This window comes from Mycobacterium sp. E3247, assembly GCF_001667785.1.
GTDB lineage: Bacteria > Actinomycetota > Actinomycetes > Mycobacteriales > Mycobacteriaceae > Mycobacterium.
This window is the reverse complement of sequence record NZ_LZJG01000483.1, coordinates 1-22,450: the sequence shown is the minus strand read 5'-3', so window position 1 is coordinate 22,450 and position 22,450 is coordinate 1. Positions and strand designations below refer to the sequence as shown.

Annotated in this window: 20 protein-coding genes and 1 pseudogene; 7 read left to right on the top strand and 14 right to left on the bottom strand. The window is 69.3% G+C overall.

Features of this window, described 5'->3' with window-relative positions; all coding sequences use genetic code 11:
* Positions 1–58 precede the first annotated feature (58 nt).
* Positions 59–568 carry a GNAT family N-acetyltransferase gene (locus tag A9X04_RS23530; RefSeq protein ID WP_067925738.1) on the top strand — a complete coding sequence of 170 codons (510 nt, stop codon included), beginning with the start codon at positions 59–61 and terminating at the stop codon, positions 566–568.
* Positions 569–581: 13 nt separating this feature from the next.
* Here the strand turns inward: A9X04_RS23530 and A9X04_RS23525 are convergent, their stop codons facing one another.
* The 3 genes from A9X04_RS23525 to A9X04_RS23515 form a co-directional block, all read right to left on the bottom strand.
* On the bottom strand, positions 582–1,064 hold the full coding sequence (locus A9X04_RS23525; RefSeq protein ID WP_067925735.1) for a DUF427 domain-containing protein: 483 nt from the start codon (positions 1,062–1,064) through the stop codon (positions 582–584).
* A gap of 37 nt (positions 1,065–1,101) precedes the next feature.
* Complete coding sequence (locus A9X04_RS23520) at positions 1,102–2,694, bottom strand: alkaline phosphatase family protein (protein WP_231985804.1); 1,593 nt, start codon at positions 2,692–2,694, stop codon at positions 1,102–1,104.
* A 186-nt stretch (positions 2,695–2,880) separates the two neighbouring features.
* A complete protein-coding gene (locus A9X04_RS23515) occupies positions 2,881–3,798 on the bottom strand; it encodes an undecaprenyl-diphosphate phosphatase (protein WP_067925729.1) in 918 nt (305 codons plus the stop codon).
* A 168-nt stretch (positions 3,799–3,966) separates the two neighbouring features.
* On the opposite strand from A9X04_RS23515, the gene A9X04_RS23510 reads away from it, so the two are divergent.
* From A9X04_RS23510 to A9X04_RS23500, 3 genes are all read left to right on the top strand, one after another.
* On the top strand, positions 3,967–6,360 hold the full coding sequence (locus A9X04_RS23510; protein ID WP_369829004.1) for a CoA transferase: 2,394 nt from the start codon (positions 3,967–3,969) through the stop codon (positions 6,358–6,360).
* Between the two features lie 120 nt (positions 6,361–6,480).
* A complete protein-coding gene (locus A9X04_RS23505; protein WP_067925723.1) occupies positions 6,481–7,965 on the top strand; it encodes an acetyl-CoA acetyltransferase in 1,485 nt (494 codons plus the stop codon).
* 110 nt (positions 7,966–8,075) lie between these two features.
* A complete protein-coding gene (locus A9X04_RS23500; RefSeq protein ID WP_067925720.1) occupies positions 8,076–10,187 on the top strand; it encodes an NAD-dependent epimerase/dehydratase family protein in 2,112 nt (703 codons plus the stop codon).
* Here the strand turns inward: A9X04_RS23500 and A9X04_RS23495 are convergent.
* From A9X04_RS23495 to A9X04_RS23460, 8 genes are all read right to left on the bottom strand, one after another.
* On the bottom strand, positions 10,176–11,417 hold the full coding sequence (locus tag A9X04_RS23495) for an NAD(P)/FAD-dependent oxidoreductase (protein ID WP_067925760.1): 1,242 nt from the start codon (positions 11,415–11,417) through the stop codon (positions 10,176–10,178). The two genes, A9X04_RS23500 and A9X04_RS23495, sit on opposite strands and share 12 nt — an antisense overlap.
* A 48-nt stretch (positions 11,418–11,465) precedes the next feature.
* A complete protein-coding gene (locus tag A9X04_RS23490) occupies positions 11,466–12,191 on the bottom strand; it encodes a DUF72 domain-containing protein (protein ID WP_067925717.1) in 726 nt (241 codons plus the stop codon).
* A complete protein-coding gene (locus tag A9X04_RS23485) occupies positions 12,188–12,823 on the bottom strand; it encodes an endonuclease (RefSeq protein WP_067925714.1) in 636 nt (211 codons plus the stop codon). The genes A9X04_RS23490 and A9X04_RS23485 overlap by 4 nt, the downstream gene beginning before the upstream one ends.
* Positions 12,824–12,867: 44 nt before the next feature.
* Positions 12,868–13,200: a TfoX/Sxy family protein gene (locus A9X04_RS23480; RefSeq protein ID WP_067925711.1), complete on the bottom strand. Its 333-nt coding sequence runs from the start codon at positions 13,198–13,200 to the stop codon at positions 12,868–12,870.
* An 8-nt stretch (positions 13,201–13,208) separates the two neighbouring features.
* Positions 13,209–13,589 (bottom strand): nitroreductase family deazaflavin-dependent oxidoreductase, encoded by a 381-nt coding sequence (locus A9X04_RS23475; RefSeq protein WP_067925708.1) that lies wholly within the window; start codon positions 13,587–13,589, stop codon positions 13,209–13,211.
* Positions 13,590–13,678: 89 nt separating this feature from the next.
* A complete protein-coding gene (locus tag A9X04_RS31735; protein ID WP_231985803.1) occupies positions 13,679–14,167 on the bottom strand; it encodes a hypothetical protein in 489 nt (162 codons plus the stop codon).
* Positions 14,168–14,483: 316 nt separating this feature from the next.
* On the bottom strand, positions 14,484–16,805 hold the full coding sequence (gene lon, locus A9X04_RS23465; RefSeq protein ID WP_067925705.1) for an endopeptidase La: 2,322 nt from the start codon (positions 16,803–16,805) through the stop codon (positions 14,484–14,486).
* Between the two features lie 121 nt (positions 16,806–16,926).
* Complete coding sequence (locus A9X04_RS23460; protein WP_156764508.1) at positions 16,927–18,186, bottom strand: alpha-hydroxy acid oxidase; 1,260 nt, start codon at positions 18,184–18,186, stop codon at positions 16,927–16,929.
* Between the two features lie 19 nt (positions 18,187–18,205).
* On the opposite strand from A9X04_RS23460, the gene A9X04_RS23455 reads away from it, so the two are divergent.
* Positions 18,206–18,643 carry a DUF1810 domain-containing protein gene (locus A9X04_RS23455; protein WP_067925703.1) on the top strand — a complete coding sequence of 146 codons (438 nt, stop codon included), beginning with the start codon at positions 18,206–18,208 and terminating at the stop codon, positions 18,641–18,643.
* On the opposite strand, the gene A9X04_RS23450 is transcribed toward A9X04_RS23455, so the two are convergent.
* Genes A9X04_RS23450 through A9X04_RS23440 form a run of 3 tightly spaced genes read right to left on the bottom strand, consistent with a single transcriptional unit; the run spans position 18,629 to position 21,095 of the window.
* A complete protein-coding gene (locus tag A9X04_RS23450; RefSeq protein ID WP_067925700.1) occupies positions 18,629–19,939 on the bottom strand; it encodes an alpha-amylase family protein in 1,311 nt (436 codons plus the stop codon). The genes A9X04_RS23455 and A9X04_RS23450 overlap by 15 nt on opposite strands.
* 4 nt (positions 19,940–19,943) lie before the next feature.
* Positions 19,944–20,480, bottom strand: coding sequence for an alkyl hydroperoxide reductase (locus tag A9X04_RS23445; RefSeq protein ID WP_067925697.1), 537 nt, complete (start codon positions 20,478–20,480; stop codon positions 19,944–19,946).
* 27 nt (positions 20,481–20,507) lie between these two features.
* Positions 20,508–21,095 carry a peroxiredoxin gene (locus tag A9X04_RS23440; RefSeq protein WP_067925694.1) on the bottom strand — a complete coding sequence of 196 codons (588 nt, stop codon included), beginning with the start codon at positions 21,093–21,095 and terminating at the stop codon, positions 20,508–20,510.
* A 100-nt stretch (positions 21,096–21,195) separates the two neighbouring features.
* Here A9X04_RS23440 and A9X04_RS23435 point away from each other — a divergent pair, with 100 nt between their 5' ends.
* Positions 21,196–22,131, top strand: coding sequence for a hydrogen peroxide-inducible genes activator (locus A9X04_RS23435; RefSeq protein WP_067925691.1), 936 nt, complete (start codon positions 21,196–21,198; stop codon positions 22,129–22,131).
* 39 nt (positions 22,132–22,170) lie between these two features.
* Positions 22,171–22,450: pseudogene (locus tag A9X04_RS23430) on the top strand (hypothetical protein); the annotation flags it as partial.

The window sequence follows — 22,450 nt, the reverse complement described above, 5'->3', positions numbered from 1 at the left end:
AACACGGCAATCTACGCCGCACCGCGACCTGATCCGCCGAGCCCCGGATACTGCAACGATGACCGAGGTGCGGGCGGCGGTACCGGCGGATGCCCACGAGGTGGCCGGCCTGCACGCGCGGTCGTGGCGGGTGGCCTACCGGGGCCTGATCGCCCAGGACTACCTGGACAGCCTCACCGCGGAGGCGTTGGCCAGCCGCTACACCTTCGGCCGCGTCGGGTCGCGGATGCCGTTCACCTTGGTCGCGGTCGACGGGCCGGCGATTCGCGGCTTCGCCACCACGGGCCTGTACCGCGACAGCGACCTACCGAACTTCGGTGAGCTGATGGCGCTCTACGTCGACCCGGCCCACGTGGCGACGGGCGTCGGGCGTCTACTCATGACCGCGGCCCGCGCGCGGTTGCGGTCGGTCGGCGTGAGGGGCGCGATGCTGTGGGTGCTCGACGCGAACACCCGCGCCCGCCGCTTCTACGAGCGCGACGGCTGGGAGACCGACGGGGCTTGCCGTCCAACGACTTTCGGCGGCCAGACGCTCCGCTTGGTGCGTTATCGGCTACGGCCGGTGTAACGATCCGGCGCCGTCACCAGCCGGCCGAACCGGGACCGCCTTTGAACGGGCCGGTCACCCAGCTCGTGATCCAGCCGCCGTAGAACCCCCCGGGCTGGGGCACGACGACCTCCCCGTTGACCGTGCAGCGGTCGACGGCGCCGGCCATGACCGCGACCGCCCCGGCGATCGATTCGAACCCCGGCGTAGGGTCCGGATAGCTCCAGGCGGATTTCGGGGCGACGACACCGCCGCCGATCAGGTCGTAATACGTTGCCCGGCCTTTCCATTCGCACCAGGAGCTTCCGGACGTCTCGCGCAGCGCCCCTTCGACAAAGGCCTCGCGCGGCAGGTAATAGGTCGGCGGATGACTGGTCTCGAGGACCCGCCAGGCCCGCGGGCTGCGCGCGACGACTTCACCGCCCAACTCGACGGTGATCGCACCGGTGAACGGCTCGACGCGGGGTGGGCGCGGGTAATCCCACACCGACTCGCTCTCAGGCCCGGATCGGCTCATCTGTCGTCATCCCGGCTCATGGGTTCCCTGGTGCGGCCTACGGCCAGTACTCGTTCATCGGCTGAGCGTACTTGTCGTTGTTCGTGAGCCGGGGAAGCTGCAACGAGTCCTCGATGGTGCGCAGCAAGCCGTAGTGGTTGTTGTGGGAGGTGGACACCAGATGCCCTTGGCGCATCCCCGAATTCGGCGACGGGATGACGATCATGGGGATGTGGTTGCCCTCGTTACCGATGGTCAGTGACAGGTTGTTGAAGTCCTCGTCCCAGGTGATAAAGATGGCGCTGCGTTGGGTCTGGAAAGCCGGCGAATTCACGATCGTGGGCAACACCTGCTGCAGAAACTGATCGCCGGCCTTGATGTTGTACTGATGCGAGGTCAGCTCACTGCCGACGAAGCGGAGGTTGACCGGGCCTTCCATGTTGTTGTTTTCGTCCGCCGCGAACCAGACGAAGTTCGGGGTGGTGGAGGCCGAAGCGAGATCGGTCGCCATCCGCGTCAGCGGCAGCACGTGCGCCTGGCAGCGGGCGGCGTTGGAGACGATGTCGTGGAAGGCGAGAAACGGTAGCTCACCGGGGCTATACGGACCGCTCGCCGCGGTTGCGCACGGTCCGGGCATGGATTGCTCGTAGCTGGCCCACGTCTTGCCCGCCCCCTCGATGGAGTCGGCCAGGTTCGGCGCGTCGAAGCAGTTCATTTCGCAGTTGTAGTTGGCGCCGAAGTCGGATCCACCGAGGATCGGATAGTAATTCGGCAGGCTCGGATGGGTCAGGGCGAAGTAGTTGGACCCGTACCCGTACGAGCTGATGAGGCTGTTGATGTACGGCGCATTCGGGCTGCCCACAACGTCTTTCACGCCGTGGTTCTCCAGGTAGACCAGGAACACGTGATCGAGGGGCCCGACGGTCGACGCGGGCGGGGTGAGTGGCGGCGGCGCGGCCAAGGGGGCGCCGATGGTGAACGAGAGGTTGTCGGCGTACGAGTGGTTGTAGGCGCCGCCCGCCCAGTGGGTGTCCTTGAAGGTCACGGTTACGCGCGCGCTGCGGGTGCCCGCCGGGATCGTCCCGGTGGAGTCGCGTTCGGCCAACTCGGTCTGGAACCCACGCTGCAGAATCGAGACCGGCCCGATTTTGGCTGTGCCCAAGGGTAATTGGCTGGCGGCCAGGAACTCGACGGTGGCCGACGCCTCGGACAGTTCCAGCCGGTTGCCACCGAGCCAGCCGCTCAGCGTGAACGGCACGGTGCCGGTGTCGATCGCCGCCGCCGCACCGCTGAGGTCGACGACCTGGGTGAGCGTGGACGTCGCCACGTTGCCACCGCCGAAGTACTGGGCGCCGCCGTCTGGCGGTCCGTGCTGGGCGGCCGGGAATGCCAGGAACTTCGGCATGGTCGGCCCCGGCGACCCGAGCGGCGAGGGCAGCCGGACCAGCGTGTTGTACTTGATCACGGTCGGTGTGCCGGTCGCGGTCCAGCCCGGTATCGTCACCCCGCTATAGCCGGACAACGACGGGTCGCCGAGCTCGGCACCCGGGTTGACCAACAGGTTCGGGCTCATCGTGGCTGCGGCGGCCGCCCTCGGCGCGGTGAACGTCGACAGCACCAGCATCGCGGCCCCGACGGTGGCGCCGGCCACACGACAAAGGCGACAGAACATTCAGGCATCACCTCTGTCGTTGAGACGCCGCACATTTGCTCCGTCGATGGTGAGCTACGCCACGCTCAACTCCTACGCTGTTGCGCGAACCGATACCCAGCGGTTGCCATTCGGTGACCGAGTCGGTGAGGCGATGTCAGGAGAAGTCGTGTATTGGCGCGCCCGTCAACCGACGGCAAGCCACACCAGGCTGGCGCCACCGGCCAGGGCGCAGTAGGTGGCGAACGGGGTGAGGGTGCGGGTCTGGAAGTACTGCGTCAGGAACCGCACGGCGAGGTAGGCGCAGACGAAGGACGCGATGCTACCGGCCAGCACCTGGCCGTGGATTCCGGTGGCGCGGGGCCCGAACAGTTCCGGGATCTTGTACACGCCGGCGGCCAGGATGATGGGGGTGGCCAGCAGGAAGGAGAACCGGGCGGCGTCCTCGTGGGACAGGCCGCGCCACAGCCCCGCCACCATCGTGATGCCGGAGCGGCTGATGCCGGGCAGCAGGGCCAGGATCTGCGCGGCGCCGATCAGGATGCCGCGGCGCAGCGGAAGTTGGGCAAGGCGGTGGTCGACGGCCTCGCCGGTGTGCTCGCGCTGTTCCTCCGACGGCTGTTCCCGGTCGGGCGCGGGGGCGACGCGCCGGCGCAGCACCTCTCCCGCATACAGGGCGATGCCGTTGAGCACCAAGAAGATTGCCGCGGGAATGGGCTTGCCGAGCGTGGTGCGGAAGGTCCGTTCCAGGAGCAGCCCGGCCAGCCCGACCGGGATGGTGGCCCCGACAATCAGCCAGGCCAGCCGCTCATCGGGGGTCTGAATGCGGCGATACCGCAGCGAGGACACGAATCCGGCCACGATGCGCAGCCAGTCCCGCCAGAAGAAGACCAGCAACGCGGCGGCGGTCGCCACGTGCAGGCCCACGATGAACGCGAGGTAGGGCGACTCCGGGGCCGAGACGCTCAGGTCCTGGGCCCACCGGCCGCCGACGACCGCGGGCACCAACACGGCGTGCCCGAGGCTGGAGACGGGGAACAGCTCGGTGACGCCCTGGAAAGCGCCGACGACCACGGCCTCGATGTAGGTCAGGTGCGCGCTCATTTGGGATGCCTCCGTCGGCTCGTGGTGGCGGATACGGCCTCGCCGATCGGCCTGTGACGATAGCCGACGCCGCGTTCGCCCACTCAATCAGCTTGCCCGGTCGGCCTTTCGGCCGGTGGGGCGGCGGTCGGCCCGGTCAGACCCCGAACCTGCGGGTACGGTGTGCTGATGTCCGACGGGTTGCTCGACGCCGTGCGCGTCCTCGACTTGTCGAGCGGCAACGGCGACGAGGTGACGCGCCTGTTTGCCGACCTGGGCGCCGACGTGCTCAAGGTCGAACCCCCGAGCGGAAGCCCGGCGCGGCATGAGCCGCCGACGCTGGCCGGTGCGAGCATTCCGTTTGCCGTGCACAACGCCAACAAACGCAGCGTGGTGTTGGACCCGTACGACGAGGACGACTGCGCGGTGTTCCTCGACCTGGCCGCGCAGGCCGACATCCTCGTCGACGACGGCTTCTACGGCGAGGCACCGACGTTCGGGACGTCGGTGGAGGAGCTGGCCGCCCAGCATCCGCACCTGGTGGTGTTGTCGATCACCGACTTCGGAGCGACGGGCCCGCGGTCGTTGTGGCGGGCCACCGATCCGGTGTTGTACGCGATGTGCGGCTCGCTGTCGCGGTCCGGCCCCACCACCGGCACCCCCGTATTGCCGCCGGACGGCATCGCGTCGGCCACCGCCGCCGTCCAGGCCGCCTGGGCGGCCCTCGTCGCCTACTACAACCGATTACGGTGCGGCACGGGTGAATTCATCGACTTTTCCCGGTTCGACGCAGTGGTCATGTCGCTTGACCCGGCGTTCGGGGCGCACGGGCAGGCCGCCGCCGGAATCCGCCGCACCGGCCAGTGGCGGGGGCGCCCGCGCAACCAGCACGCCTACCCGATCTATGCGTGCCGGGACGGCTACGTCCGGCTCTGCGTGATGGCGCCGCGCCAGTGGCGGGGACTGCGGCGCTGGCTCGGCGAGCCGGAGGATTTCCAGGACGCGAAATACGATGTGATCGGCGCGCGCTTCGCCGCGTGGCCGCAGATCAGCGAGCTGGTCCAGGCGCTGTTCGCCGGGCAGACCATGAAGGACCTGGTGGCCGCCGGACAGGCCCACGGCGTGCCGATCGCCGCCGTACTGACGCCGTCGTGGGCGATGGGTTCCGAGCATTTTCGGGCGGTGGGGGCGATCACCGACGCCGAGCTCGTCCCGGGCGTGCGGGCCAGCGTCCCGACCGGGTACTTCGTCGTCGACGGGCGCCACGCGGGCTTTCGCAGCCCGGCACCCGCCCTCGGGCAGGACGCGCCGGGCTGGCGCGGCAACCCCGCCGTGGTGCAGTCGCCCTCCGGCCGCGTCGGTGACTTCCCGTTTGCGGGCGTGCGCATCCTCGACCTGGGCATCATCGTCGCCGGCGGCGAGCTGAGCCGGTTGTTCGGCGATCTCGGCGCCGAGGTCATCAAAATCGAAAGCTCCGAGTACCCGGACGGGCTGCGGCAGGCCCGCGTCGGGGACGCGATGAGCGAGTCGTTCGCCTGGACCCACCGCAACCACCTGGCGATGGGCCTGGACCTGCGCGGCCCCGCCGGCAAGGAGATCTTCACCCGGCTGGTCGCGGAGTCCGACGCCGTCTTCGCCAACTTCAAGCCGGGAACGCTTACCGCCCTGGGCTTTTCCTACGACAAGCTGCGTGCCGTCAACCCGCGGATCGTGCTGGCCGAGAGCAGCGCCTACGGTGACCAGGGCCCGTGGAGCACCCGCATGGGCTACGGGCCACTGGTGCGCGCCGCCACCGGCGTCACCCGCCTGTGGACGGCCGACGATCCGGAGAACCCCGATGGCGCTGCGCGCCATGCCTTTTACGACGCGACCACGATCTTTCCCGACCACGTGGTCGGGCGGATCACGGCCATCGCGGCGCTGGCCGCGCTCATCCACCGCCACCGGGCGGGCGCCGGGTCACACGTGCACATCTCGCAGGCCGAGGCCGTGATCAACCAGCTCGACGCCTTGTACGTCACGCAGGCCGCGCTGGACGCGGGCGTGCCGAGAGTCTCCGAAGACACCAGCCTGCACGCGGTCTACCCGTGCGCGGGCGACGACGAATGGTGCGTCATCTCGATCGGTTCCGATGAGGAATGGCGCTGCGCCGCAGGCGTTTTCCAGCATCCGGAGTGGGCCGACGACCCGCGTTTCGCCACCGCTGAGGCCAGGCTGGCGAACCGGCGCGAGCTGGTCGAATCGGTGTCGGTCTGGACCCGCAGCCGCACCCCGGCGCGGGCGGCCCAGCTGCTGCAGTCCTCCGGGGTTGCGGCCGGACCGATGAACCGGCCGCCGGACATCTTGGAGGACCCGCAGCTCGTCGGGCGCAAGTTGTATGCCGAGATGTCGCATCCGCTGATCGAACGTCCGCTGCCGGCGGAGACGGGCCCGGCGCCGTTCCAGCACATCCCGCGGGCGCCGCAGCGGCCCGCGCCGCTGCCGGGCCAGGACACCGTCGACATCTGCCGGAGGCTGCTCGGCATGAGCCCCCAGGAGATCGACCGCCTCATCGGCGAGGGCGTGCTGTTCGGGCCGCCCTGACTCAGGGGTGAATCCAGCCCACGCGACCGGACGGATCGATAGCCACGCGCTGGACTCGATGGCGCGACTTCTCAGCGGGCCGTACACGGCCCGCATCGATAGCCACGCTAAATTCGCAGTATGACCGTGGACCCCAGAACACCCGTGCTGATCGGCTACGGCCAGGTCAACCACCGCGACGAGATCGATCCGGACAAGCGGTCCGTCGAACCGGTTGACCTGATGGCGGCCGCGGCCCGGCAAGCCGCCGACGCGCGGGTGATCGAGGCCGTGGATTCCATCCGCGTGGTGAACATCCTCTCGGCGCACTACCGGGATCCTGGGCTGCTGCTCGGCCAGCGGATCGGCGCCGCCGGTTTCACCACGCTGTACAGCCCCGTCGGCGGCAACGTGCCGCAGTCCCTGGTCAACCAGGCGTGCCTGGACATCCAGCGGGGCAGCGCCCAGGTGGTGCTGCTGGCCGGCGCCGAAACCTGGCGCACCCGCCGGGGCCTGCGCGCCAAAGGCGGCAAGCTCGAGTGGACCGTCCAGGACGAGTCCGTCCCGATGGCCGAGGTCAGCGGCGACGACGTCCCGATGGCGGGCGATGCCGAGATCAGGATTCGGCTGGACCGGCCGGCCTACGTCTACCCGCTGTTCGAACAGGCGCTGCGGATTGCGAACGGCGAGTCGGTCGAGCACCACCGCAAGCGCATCGGCGAACTGTGGGCCCGCTTCAACGCCGTCGCGGTCGGCAATCCGCACGCGTGGATCCGCAAACCGGTGACCGCCGAGGAGATCTGCGAGCCCGGCCCGCAGAACCGGATGATCAGCTGGCCGTACACCAAGCTGATGAACTCCAACAACATGGTCGATCAGGGCGCCGCGCTGGTGCTGACCTCGGTGGAGGAAGCCAAGCGGCTGCGGGTCCCCGCCGATCGGTGGATCTATCCGCACGCGGGCACCGACGCCCACGACACCTCGGCCATCGCCGAGCGTGACGAGTTGCACCGCTCGCCGGCGATCCGGATCGCCGGCGGTCGGGCGCTGGAGCTGGCGGGCCTGGGCGTCGACGACCTCGACTACGTCGACCTGTATTCCTGCTTCCCCTCGGCCGTTCAGGTGGCCGCGGCCGAACTGGGCCTGCCGGCCGATGATCCCGCCCGTCCGCTCACCGTCACCGGTGGATTGACGTTCGCGGGCGGCCCGTGGAGCAACTACGTGATGCACTCCATTGCCACCATGGCGGAGTTGCTGGTGGCCAATCCCGGGCGGCGCGGGCTGATCACCGCGAACGGCGGCTTCCTGACCAAGCACAGCTTCGGCGTGTACGGCACCGAACCGCCCGCTGAGTTCCGTTGGGAGGACGCGCAACCCGCCGTCGACCGGGAGCCCACCCGGGACGGTTTGGTGGAATGGGAGGGTGTCGGCACGGTGGAAGCGTGGACGACGCCGTTCGATCGCGACGGCCGGCCGGAGAAGGCCTTCCTCGCCGTGCGCACGCCCGACGGTTCACGCACCCTTGCCCTGATCACCGACAGCGCCGCGGCGGCGGCAACCGTGTGTGAGGACATCGGCGGCGCCAAGGTCGCCGTCGCCGCCGACGGCTCCGCCGCGCTGCAGTAACCCGGCGAAAGGCTTTCCGCCAGCTCAGGGTCCCGTTTGGCCGGTAACGGTCGCGTAGGCGACGCCGTCTTGCCTATTGTTGAGTTTGAGGTCGGGGGAGGTGAGCCCAGGTGCAGATCCTGGTTACCGACGCCACCGGCGCACTCGGGCGGCTGGTTGCACGGCCGTTGATTGCTGCCGGGCACACGGTCACCGGCATTGCTGAGGCCCCGCACCCCTGCCTGGACCGCAACGTCGAGTTGGTTTGCGCCCCGCTGCGCAACCCCGCCCTGCGGGAGCTCGCCGAGGAAGCCGACGTGGTGATCCACCTGGCCCCCATCGACACCACCGCGCCCGGCAGCGCCGACATCGACGGCCTCGCGCACGTGACGGATGTGGCCGCCCGCGCCGGTGCCCGGCTGCTGTTCGTCTCGCACGCCGCGGGGCGGCCCGAGCTCTACCGGCCGGCCGAGGAGCTGGTCGCCACCAGCTGGGGGCCCAGCCTGGTCGTTCGCATCGCCCCGCCGGTCGGCCGCCAGCTCGACTGGATGGTGTGCCGGACCGTGGCCACGCTGCTGCGCACCAAGGTGTCGGCGCGGCCGATGCGCGTGCTGCACGTCGACGACCTGGTGCGCTTTATGGTCTCGTCGCTGAACGCCGACCGCACCGGTGTGGTGGACCTCGCCTCCCCGGACACCGTCAACATGGTCACCGCGTGGCGGATGCTGCGCGCCGCCGACCCGCGGTCCCGGCCCAGTCGGGTCCGCAGCTGGCACCAGCTCATTCCGGACATGGATATCGCGCCGGCGCAAGAGGATTGGTCGTTCGAGTTCGGCTGGCAGGCGCTCGAAGCGGTGGCCGACACGGCCCGCGGACTCGCCGGGCGCCGGATCGCGGCGGCGGGGGCGACCGGCGATGGGCACCGACTGGCGCTCCCGGTCGAGGCCGCCCCACGCGCCCACCCTTCCGACGGGGGACACAGCGCGGCACCCGACGGCGTCGAAGGTGAATTCGACGACCGGATCGACCCCCGCTTCCCGATCTTCAGTGCGGGCAACCTCGCCCGGGCGCTGCCCGGGCCGCTCACCCCGATCACGCTGGATGTCCAGCTGAGTGGGCTGCGCACGGCGAATCGGGTGCTCGGTCACGTGTTGGCGCTCGGCGGCGTGGTGGGCGAGGAGTGGGGCAACCGGGCCATCGCCGTCTTCGGTCATCGGCCCTACGTCGGGGTGTCGGTCAACATGGTCGCCGCGGGGCAACTCCCCGGCTGGGACCAGGACGCCGTCGCTCGCAACGCCCTGGTCGGGCGGCCGCATGTCGGAGACCCGCTCCCGTTCGGTGAGCCCGCGCTGGCGGGCGGCGCCCTCGGCTCGGTCGCCAAAGCCGTCGTGGCGGGACGATCGCTGGTCCTGTTGCGCCACCTCAAGGCCGACACCCGGGCGTACGGCGCGGCCGCCGAAACCGAACAGCTCGACGCCGCACAGCTGGCGGCGCTGCCCGATCCCGGGCTCGAGGTTCGGGTTCCCTTGCTGCGGGACCGCATTCACCAAGGCTGGATCCTGACCGCGTTGTGGTTGATCGACACCGGCGTCACCGCGGCGGCGCTGGAGCGCAGCAAGGCGGCTCCCGGCGTGCCCGGCGTGGACATGATCATGGACAGCACCCTGGTCGAGACGGAGACCGCCCAGCTGGCAGCGGTCCTGCGGGCCGACCCGCCGTTGTGTGCGCTGGCCCGGGAAGGCAATCTCGCGAGCATCCGCGCGTTGTCGCCCACCACCGCCGCCGCCGTGGACGCCGCCGTCGCCCGCATCGGCCACCGCGGGCCGGGGGAGGCCGAGTTGGCCAGTCAGACCTATGCCGACGACCCGGCGATGCTGCTCAGAGCGGCCGGGGAGGTCGCCGTGGCCGCCGCCGCGTCGACGGAGCCGCCGTCGCCGACGCTGGCCCAGCGCCTGGCCGCCAGCGCTCGCGACTCCCGCGAGCTCGCCCACGACACGACCCTGCGATTCACCCATCAACTGCGAATGACGCTGCGCGAGTTAGGCTCTCGTCGAGTCGCGGCGGACCTGATCGATGCCGTCGAGGACGTGTATTACCTGACGTGTGACGAGCTGATCATCATGCCGGGCGACGCCAGGCTGCGGATCAAACGCCGCCGCGCCGAACGGGAACGGCTGCAGGCGCAGCGCCCGCCGGAGGTCATCGACGGGGCGTGGACTCCCGTCGAAGGCTCAGCCCAATAGCTCGGCCAGCGGGCACTCGGGATCGGCCAGCTTTTCGGGGTCGACGGAGGTCCTGGATCTGATCAGCGCTTTGACGTCGTCGAGCACGTCCCAGATGTTGACGTTCATCCCGGCCGACACCCGGTCGTGGTCGTCGAGCCAGAACGCGACGAATTCACGCCCGGTCACGTCGCCCCGGAAGACCACGCGTTCGACGCCGGCCGTGTGCCCGACATATTCCATCCCGAGGTCGTACTGGTCGGTGAAGAAATAGGGCAGCTCGGCGTATTCACCGGGTGCGCCCAGCATCCCGGCCACCGCCACCGCGGGCTGCTTGAGCGCATTGGCCCAGTGCTCGGTGCGGATCCGGCCGCCGAACAGGGGGTGTTCCGCGGCGGCGATGTCGCCGACCGCATAGATGTCCGGATCGCTGGTGCGCAGGGACGCGTCGACCAGCACGCCGCCCTGAGGGCCTGGGCCCATCGCCAGCCCGGCCCGTTCGGCGAGTTCGACGTTCGGTTTGGCGCCGACGGCCACCAGCACCGCATCGGCAGCCACCGTCGACCCGTCACGCATTCTCAGCCCGGTCGCCTTGCCGCCGGCCGTGGTGATCTCCTGCACCTGCGCCTCGAGCCGCAGGTCCACCCCGTGATCGCGGTGCAGTCCGGCAAACACTTCGCCCACCGTTTCGCCGACCGCGGCCGCCAGCGGCTGTTTGGCCGTCTCGACGACGGTCACGTCGACGCCCCGCTGGCGGGCGGCGGCGGCCACCTCCAGGCCGATCCACCCGGCTCCCACCACCGCTAGCGAGGACCCGTCGGTGAGAACCGAATCCAGGGCGACGGCATCGTCATAGGTGCGCAGATAGTGGACGGCGGCGGAGTCGGCCCCGGGTATCGGTGGGCGCCGGGACGCCGATCCCGTGGCCAGCAGCAGTTTGTCGTACCGCGCGGTGGTGCCGTCGGGGAGGGTGACCGCGTGGTCGGCGGGGTCCATGGCCGACACCCGCGCACCGAGTCTGAGGTCGACGTCGTGATCGCGGTACCAGTCGTCGTTCTGCACGGTGAACTCGGCCAGCGTCTTCTTTCCGGCCAGGTACTCCTTGGAAAGCGGAGGTCGCTCGTAGGGCAGATGTCCTTCTTCGGCGAACAAGGTGACCGGTCCGTCGAACCCGTTGTCGTGCAATGCTTCTGCGGCTTTCGCTCCTGCGAGCCCGCCGCCGATGATGACGATTCCGCTAGAGCCGGCCATGATCGTCACTCCGTTCCGCCGTCGACATCCCCAGCCTACTCGGGCGGCTCACCGCAAAAGTTGTTGCAACGTCAGCGCATTGCGCACCGCGTGTCCGCCCAGGTCGTTGTTGAAATACATCCACACGTCCTTGCCGGCGTCCCGCCACGCGGCGATCCGGTCGGCCCAGCACCGCAACTCGTCGTCGGTGTAACTGCCGGCATAGATGGCGTCCTGGTCGGGGCCGTGCATGCGGACGTACACCAGATCGGTGGTAGCCCGCGGGACGCAGGCGAGCCCGGCGCCACTCATCACCACGTAGGCGGCGCGCCGGCGTTCCAGCAGGTCGTAGACCCCCGCGTCGTTCCAGGACGGATGGCGCAGCTCGACCGCCACCCGGATCGAGGCCGGCATGCTGTCCAGGAAGGCGTCCAGGCGCGCGTCGTCGCGCTGCTGCTCGGGGTGCAGCTGAAGGAGCAGCACCCCGCTGCGGTCACCCAGCAGTTCCCAGCAGCGCTCGAAGCGCTCGATCCACGGCCCGGCGGACGCCAGGCGGCGGTAGTGGGTCAGCCCTCGGTGCGCCTTGACCGACATCCTGAAGCCGTCCGGCAGCTGTTCGCGCCATCCGGCGAAGCTCGAATCTTTCGGCCAACGGTAGAAACTCGCGTTCAGCTCGACGGTGTCGAACACCTCGACGTAGCGGGCCAGCCGGCGCGCCGCGGGCAGGCCCGGCGCGTACAGCACGTCCGCCCAATGGTTGTAGGACCACCCGGAGGTGCCGATCCGCACGGTCAACCGCTCACCTGCCTGCGTACGTCGTCGTCCAGCGACATCCTGATGAGCGCGGCGGCCAGCCGCGCGTTGGCCTGCGGCGCAAGCGCTCCCAGCTTTGCCGGCTGCGTGGGCAGACCCAGTTGTCCGGCCGCCTTGGTGGCGCGGTCGTCGAAGTAGGGCCGCACCCAGGTCCACACATCCTGCACCTCGCGCAGGTAGATGTCCGCGCCGGTATCGCCAATTCCCTTGAATTGCTTCAGCAAACGTTTCGCGGCGGCGATGTCGCGCTGACTGCGGTCGGCGAGTCCCCGCAAGTCGCCGGAATACTCGTCGCGCACGCGTTCGGCCATCTCGGTGAGCCGGGTGGCCGAGCTTTCGTCGTAGCGCACGTAATGGGCGCGGCCGAAGGCGTCGATCATGGTCTGCCGATCGGCGGCGAGCACCGCCTTCGGTGTGCGCAAGTCCGCCTTGAACAGTTCGCGCCCGGCGCTCATGGCGATGGCGGCATCGATCGGCTTGCTGGCCAGCATGCAGACGACCAGCAGCTGAAACAGTGGCATCGGCTTGTCGGCGAGCTTGATTCGCGCCTCGGCGGCATAGGTGGTCCCTGCAACGTCAAGCAGCCGTCGCACCAGCTGCGCGCTTGCGGGCATACCCGATCACGTACCCGCGGCGGGTACCGGCCAACCTTGCCGGCTCACTTGGGGGGCAGGCCGCGCGCGTATCCGACGCCGCGGGTTACCCAGGCCTGGAGCTGACGCCTGGTGCGCAGTCCGGCGGCGTCCACCCGGACCCAGCCGCGAACATCACGGCCCCCCATCACCATCGGGCCGACGTGGTCGCGCCGCAGTACCTTGTCGAGGTCCTCCGCCGGCACCCGGACCAGCAGGCCGCCCTGGCGGCTGACGGCCACGGACATGTTGCCGTTGACCAGAAAGGCGAGCCCACCGAACATGCGTTTCTCGTCCACGCCGCACTCGGAGGCCACGATCTCGCGGATTTCGTCGGCCAGCTTCTCGTCGTAGGCCATGCCGGGCGTCAGTCCAAGTCCACCCTGATGGTCAGCAGGTCGCTGCCCATCAGGCGCACCACCGCGCTGTTGAGGCGCGGCAGGTTGCCGAGCCGCTGCAGGGGGTCGTCGTCGTCCGGCAGCAGATGCGCGGTGCCGTTGCGCCATCGACCGCCGATACGCACCCGCACCGCGGGATCGGCCTTGATGTCGTGGACATAGTCGGAGTGTTCGCCGTGTTCGGAAACCATCCAGAATTCGTTGCCGACCAGGCGCCCGCCCACGGCGGTCCGCCGCGGCTTGCCGCTCTTGCGGCCGGTGGTTTCCAGGATGATCCCCGGCATCTGCCGGCCCACCGGGTTGACGAGCAGACGTTGCACGCGGTGGACAACTTGCCGTTTGAGACTCACCGGTCCATTCAACGCCGAACTCGCCGCCGCTGTCACCGTGCAACGAGAACGGCCGCCCCTTGCGGGGGCGGCCGCCTCGTTATGCCGTCTTAGGTCCCGGGGTTGATCCCGCCGTTGACCTGGCCTGAACCAGACGCCCCGCCCGCGGGCGTGAACACCTGGAAACCAGTGGACGTGTTGACGCCCCACTGACCCAGCTGCGGGTTGAAGACGACGGGAAGCTGGGTCCCGTCGGGGTCACCCACTGGCGGAACCCAGGTGGCCGGGAGCCCGTAGCGGACCGGGTCGTTGTAGTGCCCCGGCGGCGGGAACCCGTCGTGTCCCGGAGGAAGCGGGCTGCCCGGCGCGTTGCAGTTGACGCCCGGCGCACCCGGGTTGCAGATCGGTTGTCCCGGCACATATTGGCCGGGGCCCGGCACGTCCCGGTCGCCGCCCGGCACGTTCGGGCCGGGCACGTTCGGTCCCGGAATGTTCGGCCCAATCGGATCGGCCTGCGCCATCCCGGCGCCGATTCCGAAGGCCGCGGACGTGATGGTGCCGGCCATGACCGCGCCGGCTGCGATTCTGTTCAACTTCATGATGAATCCCCTTGTCGAGCAGTTTGGCTGCCTTCGCAGCTGAACCATTGACTTGGTGATTCGCTCACCCCATCGCCCTTGCGGGCAGTCGAACCTCCAACCACCCAATACCCGGCGACTCGATGCGGAAAACCTCTGCGCCCTATTTGCTGCGTCCACGCAGGTCGGTCCCGTCGTCCAACGAATCGCGGACCCGGGGGCTCAGCCGGGCGGGGCGTAGGAACCCCGAGGGCGCGTAACACCCGCTCGCGCGGCACGCCGGACACGCTCCGCCGGGATGCGAGCGAGTCTGCCGCGCATCCCGGCCAGGCTCAGATCACGCAGCGACTGTGGCAGCCTGCGTCACGGGTTCCAGCGCCTGCGCGACGATGTCGGCGACGTCGGTCATCGGCCGCACGTCCAGCGCGTCGAGCACCTCGGCGGGCACGTCATCCAGGTCGGGCTCGTTGCGCGCCGGGATGAACACCGTTGAGAGGCCGGCCCGTTGCGCCGCCAGCAGCTTCTGCTTCACGCCGCCGATCGGCAGCACCCGCCCGTTCAGCGTGACCTCGCCGGTCATGCCGACGTCCGAGCGCACCTGACGTCCGGTCGCCATCGACACCAGGGCGGTCACCATGGTGACCCCGGCCGACGGGCCGTCCTTGGGCACCGCGCCCGCGGGCACGTGCACGTGGATGCGCCGGTCGAGGGCCTTGGGGTCGACACCCAACTCGGCGGCGTGGGAGCGCACATAGGACAGCGCGATCTGCGCCGACTCCTTCATCACGTCACCCAGCTGACCGGTCAGCTGTAGCCCAGGCTCACCGTCCGTGGCCCCGGCCTCGATGTAGAGCACATCACCGCCCAGGCCGGTGACGGCCAAACCGGTGGCCACGCCCGGCACCGCCGTGCGCTCGGCCGATTCCGGCGTGAAGCGGGGGCGGCCGAGGTAGTCGACCAGATCAGGCTCGTCGATGGTGATCGGCTCGGGGGTTTCCGCCAGCTTGGTGGTCACCTTGCGCAGCGCCTTGGCCAGTAGCCGCTCGAACTGCCGGACCCCGGGTTCCCGCGTGTAGTCCGCGGCGATCTTGCGCAGCGCCGCGTCCGTCAGCGTGACTTCGTCGTCGGTGAGCGCCGCGCGTTCCCGCTGCCGGGGCAGCAGGTAGTCGCGGGCGATCGCCACCTTGTCATCCTCGGTGTAACCGTCGATCTGCACCAGTTCCATGCGGTCCAGCAGGGCCGACGGGATGTTCTCGATCACGTTGGCGGTGGCCAGGAACACGACGTCGGACAGGTCCAGGTCCAGGTCCAGGTAGTGGTCGCGGAACGTGTGGTTCTGCGCCGGGTCGAGCACCTCCAGCAGCGCCGCACTCGGGTCGCCCCGATAGTCGGAGCCGACCTTGTCGATCTCGTCCAGCAGCACAACGGGGTTCATCGAGCCCGCCTCACCGATGGCCCGCACGATCCGGCCCGGCAGCGCGCCCACATAGGTGCGCCGGTGGCCGCGGATCTCGGCCTCGTCGCGCACACCGCCCAGGGCGACGCGCACGAACTTGCGGCCCAGGGCCCGGGCGACGCTCTCGCCCAGCGACGTCTTGCCGACACCGGGGGGACCGGCCAGCACCATCACCGCGCCGGAGCCGCGGCCGCCGACGACCTGCAGGCCGCGTTGGGCGCGGCGCGCCCGCACGGCCAGGTATTCGACGATGCGGTCCTTCACGTCGTCCAGCCCGTGGTGGTCGGCGTCCAGGACGCCGCGCGCCGCCTTCAGGTCCGTCGAGTCCTCGGTCCGCACGTTCCAGGGCAGGTCCAGCACGGTGTCCAGCCAGGTGCGGATCCAGCCGCTCTCCGGGCTCTGGTCGCTGGAGCGTTCTAGCTTGCCGACCTCGCGCAGTGCGGCCTCGCGCACCTTCTCGGGCAGGTCGGCGGCCTCGACGCGGGCGCGGTAATCGTCGGATCCGTCGGGTTCGCCCTCGCCGAGCTCCTTGCGGATGGCGGCCAGCTGCTGGCGCAGCAGGAACTCCTTCTGGGTCTTCTCCATGCCCTCGCGGACGTCCTCGGCGATCTTGTCGTTGACCTCGACCTCGGCCAGGTGGTCGCTGGTCCAGTCGATCAGGACGCGCAGCCGCTCGGCGACATCCTCGGTCTCGACCAGTTGCCGCTTCTGCTCGCTGGACAGGTAGGACGCGTAGCCGGAGGTGTCCGCCAGCGCCGAGGGGTCGGTCAGCCTGTTGACGTAGTCGACGATCTCCCAGGCCTCGCGCCGTTGCAGCATGGCCAGCAGCAGCTTCTTGTACTCGGCGGTCAGCGCCTTGATTTCGTCCGTCGTCTCGACCTCGGGGACCTCGGTCACCTCGACCCACAGCGCAGCTCCGGGCCCGGACGCGCCGGTCCCGATCTGCGCCCTGCGCTCACCGCGCACGACGGCCGCGGTGCCGCCGCCCGCGATGCGTCCCACCTGCAAGATCTTGGCGATCACGCCGTGCGACGGGTAGCGGTCGTCCAGCCGGGGCGCGATCAGCAGCTGCCCGGATTCGCTCGCCTGGGCGGCGTCGATCGCCGCCCGCGCGGCCTCGTCGAGCGCGATCGGCACGACCATGCCGGGCAACACGATGGTGTCGGTGACGAACAGCACCGGCATTGATTTGGCTTCAGCCATCAATCCTCCAAAACTGAGTCTGATGCGCTCAACCCGGCCCGGGTCCGGTTTGTTCCCGCGAGGTCGGGCCGTCACGAGTGTGCGGCCGGGCTCACATCCGGTGCCGAGTGTGCGGCCAGCGTCACGTTGGCGAAATCGGCCCCAGCCGCCGCAGTTGCGTCACGTGTTTGGGCGACAGCTCTTCGAGACAGGTGACGCCCAGCAGCCGCATGGTCCGGATCACGCCTTCGGCCAGGATGTCGATCGCGCGGGTGACGCCGGCCTCGCCGCCGGCCATCAGGCCGTACAGGTAGGCCCGGCCGACAAGCGTGCAGCGCGCGCCCAGCGCGATGGCCGCCACGATGTCGGCGCCCGACATGATGCCGGTGTCCAGCAGGATCTCGGTGTGCTCGCCGACCTCCCGGGCGACCGACGGCAACAGGTGAAAGGGCACCGGGGCCCGATCCAGCTGGCGCCCGCCGTGATTCGACAACACGATGCCGTCGACCCCGCGGTCGACGACGGCGCGGGCGTCGTCGAGCGTCTGGATGCCCTTGACAACCAACTTGCCCGGCCACTGGGCCTTGATCCACTCCAGGTCGTCGAAGGTGAGGCTCGGGTCGAACATGGTGCTCAGGTACTCGGCGACCGTCCCCGGCCAGCGGTCCAGCGACGCGAATGCCAGCGGCTCGGTGGTCAACAGGTCGAACCACCATTTCGGATGCGGGACCGCATCGAGCACGGTGCGCAGGGTCAGCGTCGGCGGGATCGTCATGCCGTTGCGGTTGTCGCGCAGCCGGGCGCCGGAGACCGGGACGTCGACGGTGGCCAGCAGGGTGTCGAAACCCGCGTCGGCCGCCCGCCGCACCAGCGCCATCGACCGCTCGCGGTCGCGCCACATGTACAGCTGAAACCACTTCCGGCCCTGCGGCACAGCGGTCACCAGGTCCTCGATCGAGCAGGTGCCGAGCGTGGACAGCGAGAAGGGGATACCGGCCTTGGCCGCCGCCGCCGCGCCCGCGATCTCGCCCTCGGTGTGCATCAACCGGGTGAAGCCGGTGGGCGCGATGCCGAACGGCAGGACCACCGGTTGACCCAGCACGTTCCAGCCGGCGGTGACGTTGGTGACGTCGCGCAGGATGGTCGGGTGAAACTCGATGTCGCGGAACGCTTGTCGGGCGCGTTCGATGGACAGCTCGTCCTCGGCCGCGCCGTCGGTGTAGTCGAACGCCGCCCTGGGCGTGCGCCGTTGGGCGATGCGCCGCAAATCATCGATGGTGTACGCGGTGTCGAGGCGGCGCTTGGTCGCGTCGAACTGCGGCCGCTTGAACTTGATCAGCGGCGCGAGATCGCGCACCTTGGGCACTCGCCGTTTGGCGGCCTTCCGTCCGTTGGATTCCACAGTGTGCAACCGTAGTCACATGCAAGCGGACAGCGACCCGTTCGGCCTCGAGCGCTTCGTCGAGGCGCAGGGCCCGGTGTACCGCAACGTGGTCGAAGAGCTGCGCGCCGGGCGCAAGCGCAGTCACTGGATGTGGTTCGTCTTCCCGCAGTTACGCGGCCTGGGCGGCAGCCCAACGGCGGTGCACTACGGCATCTCGTCGCTCGACGAGGCCCGCGCATACCTGCGGCACGAGGTGCTCGGGCCGCGCTTGCACGAGTGCGCCCGACTGGTCAACGAGGTCCACGGCAAATCGGTGAGGGACATCTTCGGCTCGCCCGACGACCTCAAGCTGCGCTCGTCGATGACGCTCTTTGCGCGCGCGACCGACGATAACGAGGATTTCCTTGCGGTTCTGGACAAGTACTACGACGGCCGGCAGGATCAGCTGACCCTGGCGCGCCTAGGCGGGGCCTAGAATCCGCCAGCCGTGCGGTTCCACGACCAGCGTGTCCACCACCTCTTGGGGCGGCGCCGCCGATCCCCCGATGACCTTCCGTTGGGCCGTGCCCACCTCCGGCAGCGCCAGGCTCAGCGGCTCGTCGTCGATGTTCAGCGCGACCAGCAGCGCGTCGTCCCCGCTGCGGGTCTCGTACACGTAGTGCCGGTTTTGCAACCGCACCGGGCTGGTCGTCGCCCGGTGCAACCACGGGTGCCTGCGACGCAGCCCCACGAGGAACTGGTGCAACGCCCACACCTGCGCCCCGAAGGCATCCAATTTCAGTGGGGGAGAGGAGAACTCGGGCCGAACCGCGTCGTCGCCGCCGTAACGTTCCTCTTTCACGCCGCGGAATCCCAGCTCGTCGCCGGCGTAAATGCTGGGCACGCCGCCGACGGTCAGCAGGATCACCAGCGCGTGCGCCACGTGCTCGGGGCGATCCAGCCGGCTCGCGATGCGGGTGACGTCGTGGTTGCCGATGAAGGTGAGCGGGGCGAAACCGGCCAGGAACTCGCCGTGTCGCTGCAACGCCCAGTCCAGCTCGAAGAAGTTGCCGTCGTTGAGGCTGCTCCAGATCGCCTTCCACAACTCGTACTGGGTGGCCGAGTCGAACGTGGCCGCCCGCACCACCGCGGCGTAGTCACCGTGGATGAGCTCGCCGACGAACCAGGAGTCCGGGAACCGCTCGCGCACCCGCGGCAGCGTGGACGCCCAAAACCTTTCTGGCACAGTGTAAGCGGCGTCGAGGCGCCACCCGTCGGCGCCCCGCCGCAGCCAGTGCGTCATCACCTCGACGGTGTAGTCGACCACGTCGGGATTGTCGTGATTGAGCGTGATCAGCTCCGCGTGGCCCTCGAACGTGTGAAAGTGGCCGGGGCGCCCGCGAAACCAGCGCGCGGCCGCCTCGTCGGTCGGCGCCTCGCGGTAGCGGGGGAAATCCAGACCGACGTGATTGAACACGCCGTCGAGCAGGATGCGCAGGCCGCGGCGGCGGGCCTCGGTGACGAGATGGTCGAAATCGTCGTCGTCACCGAGCCGGGGATCGATGCGGTAATGGTCGGTGGTGTCGTAACCGTGTGTGCGCGAGGCGAAGATCGGTCCCAGCGCGACGCCCGAGGCGCCCAGCGCGATGGCGTGGTCGAACCAGTCGACGAGCCGCCGCAGCCGGTGTTGGTCCGGCTGCGGCGGCTCCGACGACGCGGGAAAGGCGCCGACGAACCCCAGTGGGTAGACCTGCCACCAGATCGCGTGCTCTACCCAGGCTGGTGCCGTCACTGCGTCAGCCGACGGTGGCCGGCGTCTGGGAGGCGGCGAGCGCTTGCGCCACACCGGAGACGATCGCGGCGGCCTTCAGCGCCTCGTGGATGGTCTCCCGGCTCACGCCCGCCTCGCGCAGCGTGTGCTCGTGGGAGGCCACGCAGTCCGGGCATCCGTTGATCGCCGAGACCGCGAAACACCACAGCTCGAAGTTCGCCTTCGCCACGCCGGGATTGGCGATGATGTTCATCCTCAATCCCGCGCGCAGGTCGTCGTACTTGCCGTCGAGGAAGCCCCGGCCACGGTAGAACACGTTGTTCATGGCCATGATCGATGCGGCCCCCAGCGCCGCGGTGTATGCCTCGGCGGACAGGATGTCGGCCGCCTCGGCACCGATCTCGCTGATCACCTGGGTGTTTCGCGTCGCCGCGGCGGTAGCCAGCAGGGTGCCCCACAACTGTTCCTCGTTGAGCTCGGTCGTGCGCGTGATCGAGCCCAGGTTGAGCTTGAGGTCCTTGGCGTACTCAGGCAGTGCCTCTTTGAGATTCTCTACGCTCATCTCGCCTCCTCATCAGACCTTAGGTGACTAGGCCGAGGCCTTGAGCAGCTCGGTGGCGTTCAGCGTCGGGTCGCCCTTGCGCCAGTTGCAGGCGCACAGCTCGTCGGACTGCAGCGCGTCCAGGACCCGCAGCACTTCCTCCACGTTGCGTCCCACGGAACCGGCGGTGACCGAGACGAATTGGATCTCGTTGTTGGGGTCCACGATGAAGGTCGCGCGGTCGGCCACGCCGTCGGCGTTGAGGACGCCGGTGGCCAGGCTCAGCTCACGCTTGATGTCCGAGAGCATGGGGAACGGCAACTTCTTCAGGTCCTCGTGCTGGGCGCGCCAGTTGAAGTGCACGAATTCGCTGTCGATCGACACGCCCAGGACCTGCGCGTCGCGGTCGGCGAACTCGTCGTTGAGCTTGCCGAACGCGGCAATCTCGGTCGGGCACACGAAGGTGAAGTCCTTGGGCCAGAAGAAGACAACGCGCCACTTGCCCTCGTAGTCCTCGTTGGTCACGGTGGTGAAGTAGTCCTCGGGCTGTTGGGCGTCGACCTTGGACAGGTCGCCCGCGATCAGCGCGGTGAGCTCGTAGGCGGGGAACTGGTCACCGATGGTCAGCAGAGGCATGTCGCTCCTTATTGGATTTACTCAAGATTAGCGGTCATTGCCTATAGTGCCGTTCGCCCTGGCTGAAGTAAAGGTGATATGTCCCACTATACTTATCGGTATGCCCGACAAGACTTATCAGCCCACGATCGCCGGGCTCCGCGCGTTCGTCGCCATCGCCGAAAAGCGTCAGTTCAGCGGCGCCGCAACCACTCTCGGCGTCAGCCAGTCCACGTTGTCGCAGGCGCTGGCGGCGCTGGAGGCCGGGCTCGGCACCCGGCTCATCGAACGCTCGACCCGGCGTGTCCTCTTGACGGCCGAGGGTGCGGAGCTGCTGCCGCGGGCCCAGGCCGTGATCGAGGCGGTGGATGCGTTCTCCGCCGCCGCCGCCGGCTCGTCCTACCCACTGCAGGCCGGCATGCGGCTCGGGCTGATCCCGACGGTGGCGCCCTACGTCCTGCCGACCGTGCTGGCCGGCCTCGCCGAGCAATTTCCCGGGATGACATTGCGGGTGACGGAAGACCAGACCGAACGACTGTTGACGGTGCTGCGGGAAGGGGCGCTGGACGCGGCGCTGATCGCGCTGCCCGCCGACGCCGGCGGCGTCACCGCGATCCCGATCTACGACGAGGACTTCGTCCTCGCGCTGCCGCCCGGACACCCGCTGTCGGGAAAACGGCGGGTGCCGACCACGGCATTGGCCGACCTGCCCTTGCTGCTGCTGGAAGAGGGGCACTGCCTGCGCGATCAGGCCCTGGAGGTGTGCCACAAGGCAGGCGTTCGAGCGGAGCTGGCCAACACCCGCGCGGCCTCGTTGGCCACCGCCGTCCAATGCGTGACCGGCGGGCTGGGGGTCACGCTCATTCCGCAGAGCGCGGTACCGGTCGAGGCGACGCGCAGCCGCCTCGGCCTGGCGCAGTTCGCCGCGCCGCGACCCGGACGGCGCATCGGCCTGGTGTACCGCTCGTCCAGCGGCCGCGACGAGTCCTACCGGCAGCTGGCGCAGACCATCGGCACCCTGATCAGCGGCGAACACCAGGTGCGGCTGGTCAAATAGCCCGGCCCAGGCCGTCCAGCCGGCGGGTAGGTTCTGCCTATGGAAAAGGTCATCGCCGTGCTCATGCGTTCCGATTCGGACGAACAGTGGTGCGCCCGCCAGCGGGGCCCCGTCGCCGACGCCCTGTTGGCGCTGGGTCTGCCGGGGCTGTCGGTCAACGTCCGCGACGACGCGGTGCGCCATTCGCTGATGACGCTGACGACGCTGGATCCGCCGGTCGCAGCGGTGGTGAGCGTGTGGACCCAACAGTGCTACGGCGAGCAGATGGCGGCGGCTCTCACGCTGCTCGAGGCCGAATGCGAGCAGTTTGCCGCGTACC

What these genes read in the sequence shown, in the direction of transcription:
- A9X04_RS23530 (WP_067925738.1), top strand. Translation starts at nt 59, where the DNA reads ATGACCGAGGTGCGGGCGGCGGTACCGGCGGATGCCCACGAGGTGGCC.
- A9X04_RS23525 (WP_067925735.1), bottom strand. Translation starts at nt 1,064, where the DNA reads ATGAGCCGATCCGGGCCTGAGAGCGAGTCGGTGTGGGATTACCCGCGC.
- A9X04_RS23515 (WP_067925729.1), bottom strand. Translation starts at nt 3,798, where the DNA reads ATGAGCGCGCACCTGACCTACATCGAGGCCGTGGTCGTCGGCGCTTTC.
- A9X04_RS23510 (WP_369829004.1), top strand. Translation starts at nt 3,967, where the DNA reads ATGTCCGACGGGTTGCTCGACGCCGTGCGCGTCCTCGACTTGTCGAGC.
- A9X04_RS23505 (WP_067925723.1), top strand. Translation starts at nt 6,481, where the DNA reads ATGACCGTGGACCCCAGAACACCCGTGCTGATCGGCTACGGCCAGGTC.
- A9X04_RS23495 (WP_067925760.1), bottom strand. Translation starts at nt 11,417, where the DNA reads ATGGCCGGCTCTAGCGGAATCGTCATCATCGGCGGCGGGCTCGCAGGA.
- A9X04_RS23485 (WP_067925714.1), bottom strand. Translation starts at nt 12,823, where the DNA reads ATGCCCGCAAGCGCGCAGCTGGTGCGACGGCTGCTTGACGTTGCAGGG.
- A9X04_RS23480 (WP_067925711.1), bottom strand. Translation starts at nt 13,200, where the DNA reads ATGGCCTACGACGAGAAGCTGGCCGACGAAATCCGCGAGATCGTGGCC.
- A9X04_RS31735 (WP_231985803.1), bottom strand. Translation starts at nt 14,167, where the DNA reads ATGAAGTTGAACAGAATCGCAGCCGGCGCGGTCATGGCCGGCACCATC.
- lon (WP_067925705.1), bottom strand. Translation starts at nt 16,805, where the DNA reads ATGGCTGAAGCCAAATCAATGCCGGTGCTGTTCGTCACCGACACCATC.
- A9X04_RS23455 (WP_067925703.1), top strand. Translation starts at nt 18,206, where the DNA reads ATGCAAGCGGACAGCGACCCGTTCGGCCTCGAGCGCTTCGTCGAGGCG.
- A9X04_RS23445 (WP_067925697.1), bottom strand. Translation starts at nt 20,480, where the DNA reads ATGAGCGTAGAGAATCTCAAAGAGGCACTGCCTGAGTACGCCAAGGAC.
- A9X04_RS23440 (WP_067925694.1), bottom strand. Translation starts at nt 21,095, where the DNA reads ATGCCTCTGCTGACCATCGGTGACCAGTTCCCCGCCTACGAGCTCACC.
- A9X04_RS23435 (WP_067925691.1), top strand. Translation starts at nt 21,196, where the DNA reads ATGCCCGACAAGACTTATCAGCCCACGATCGCCGGGCTCCGCGCGTTC.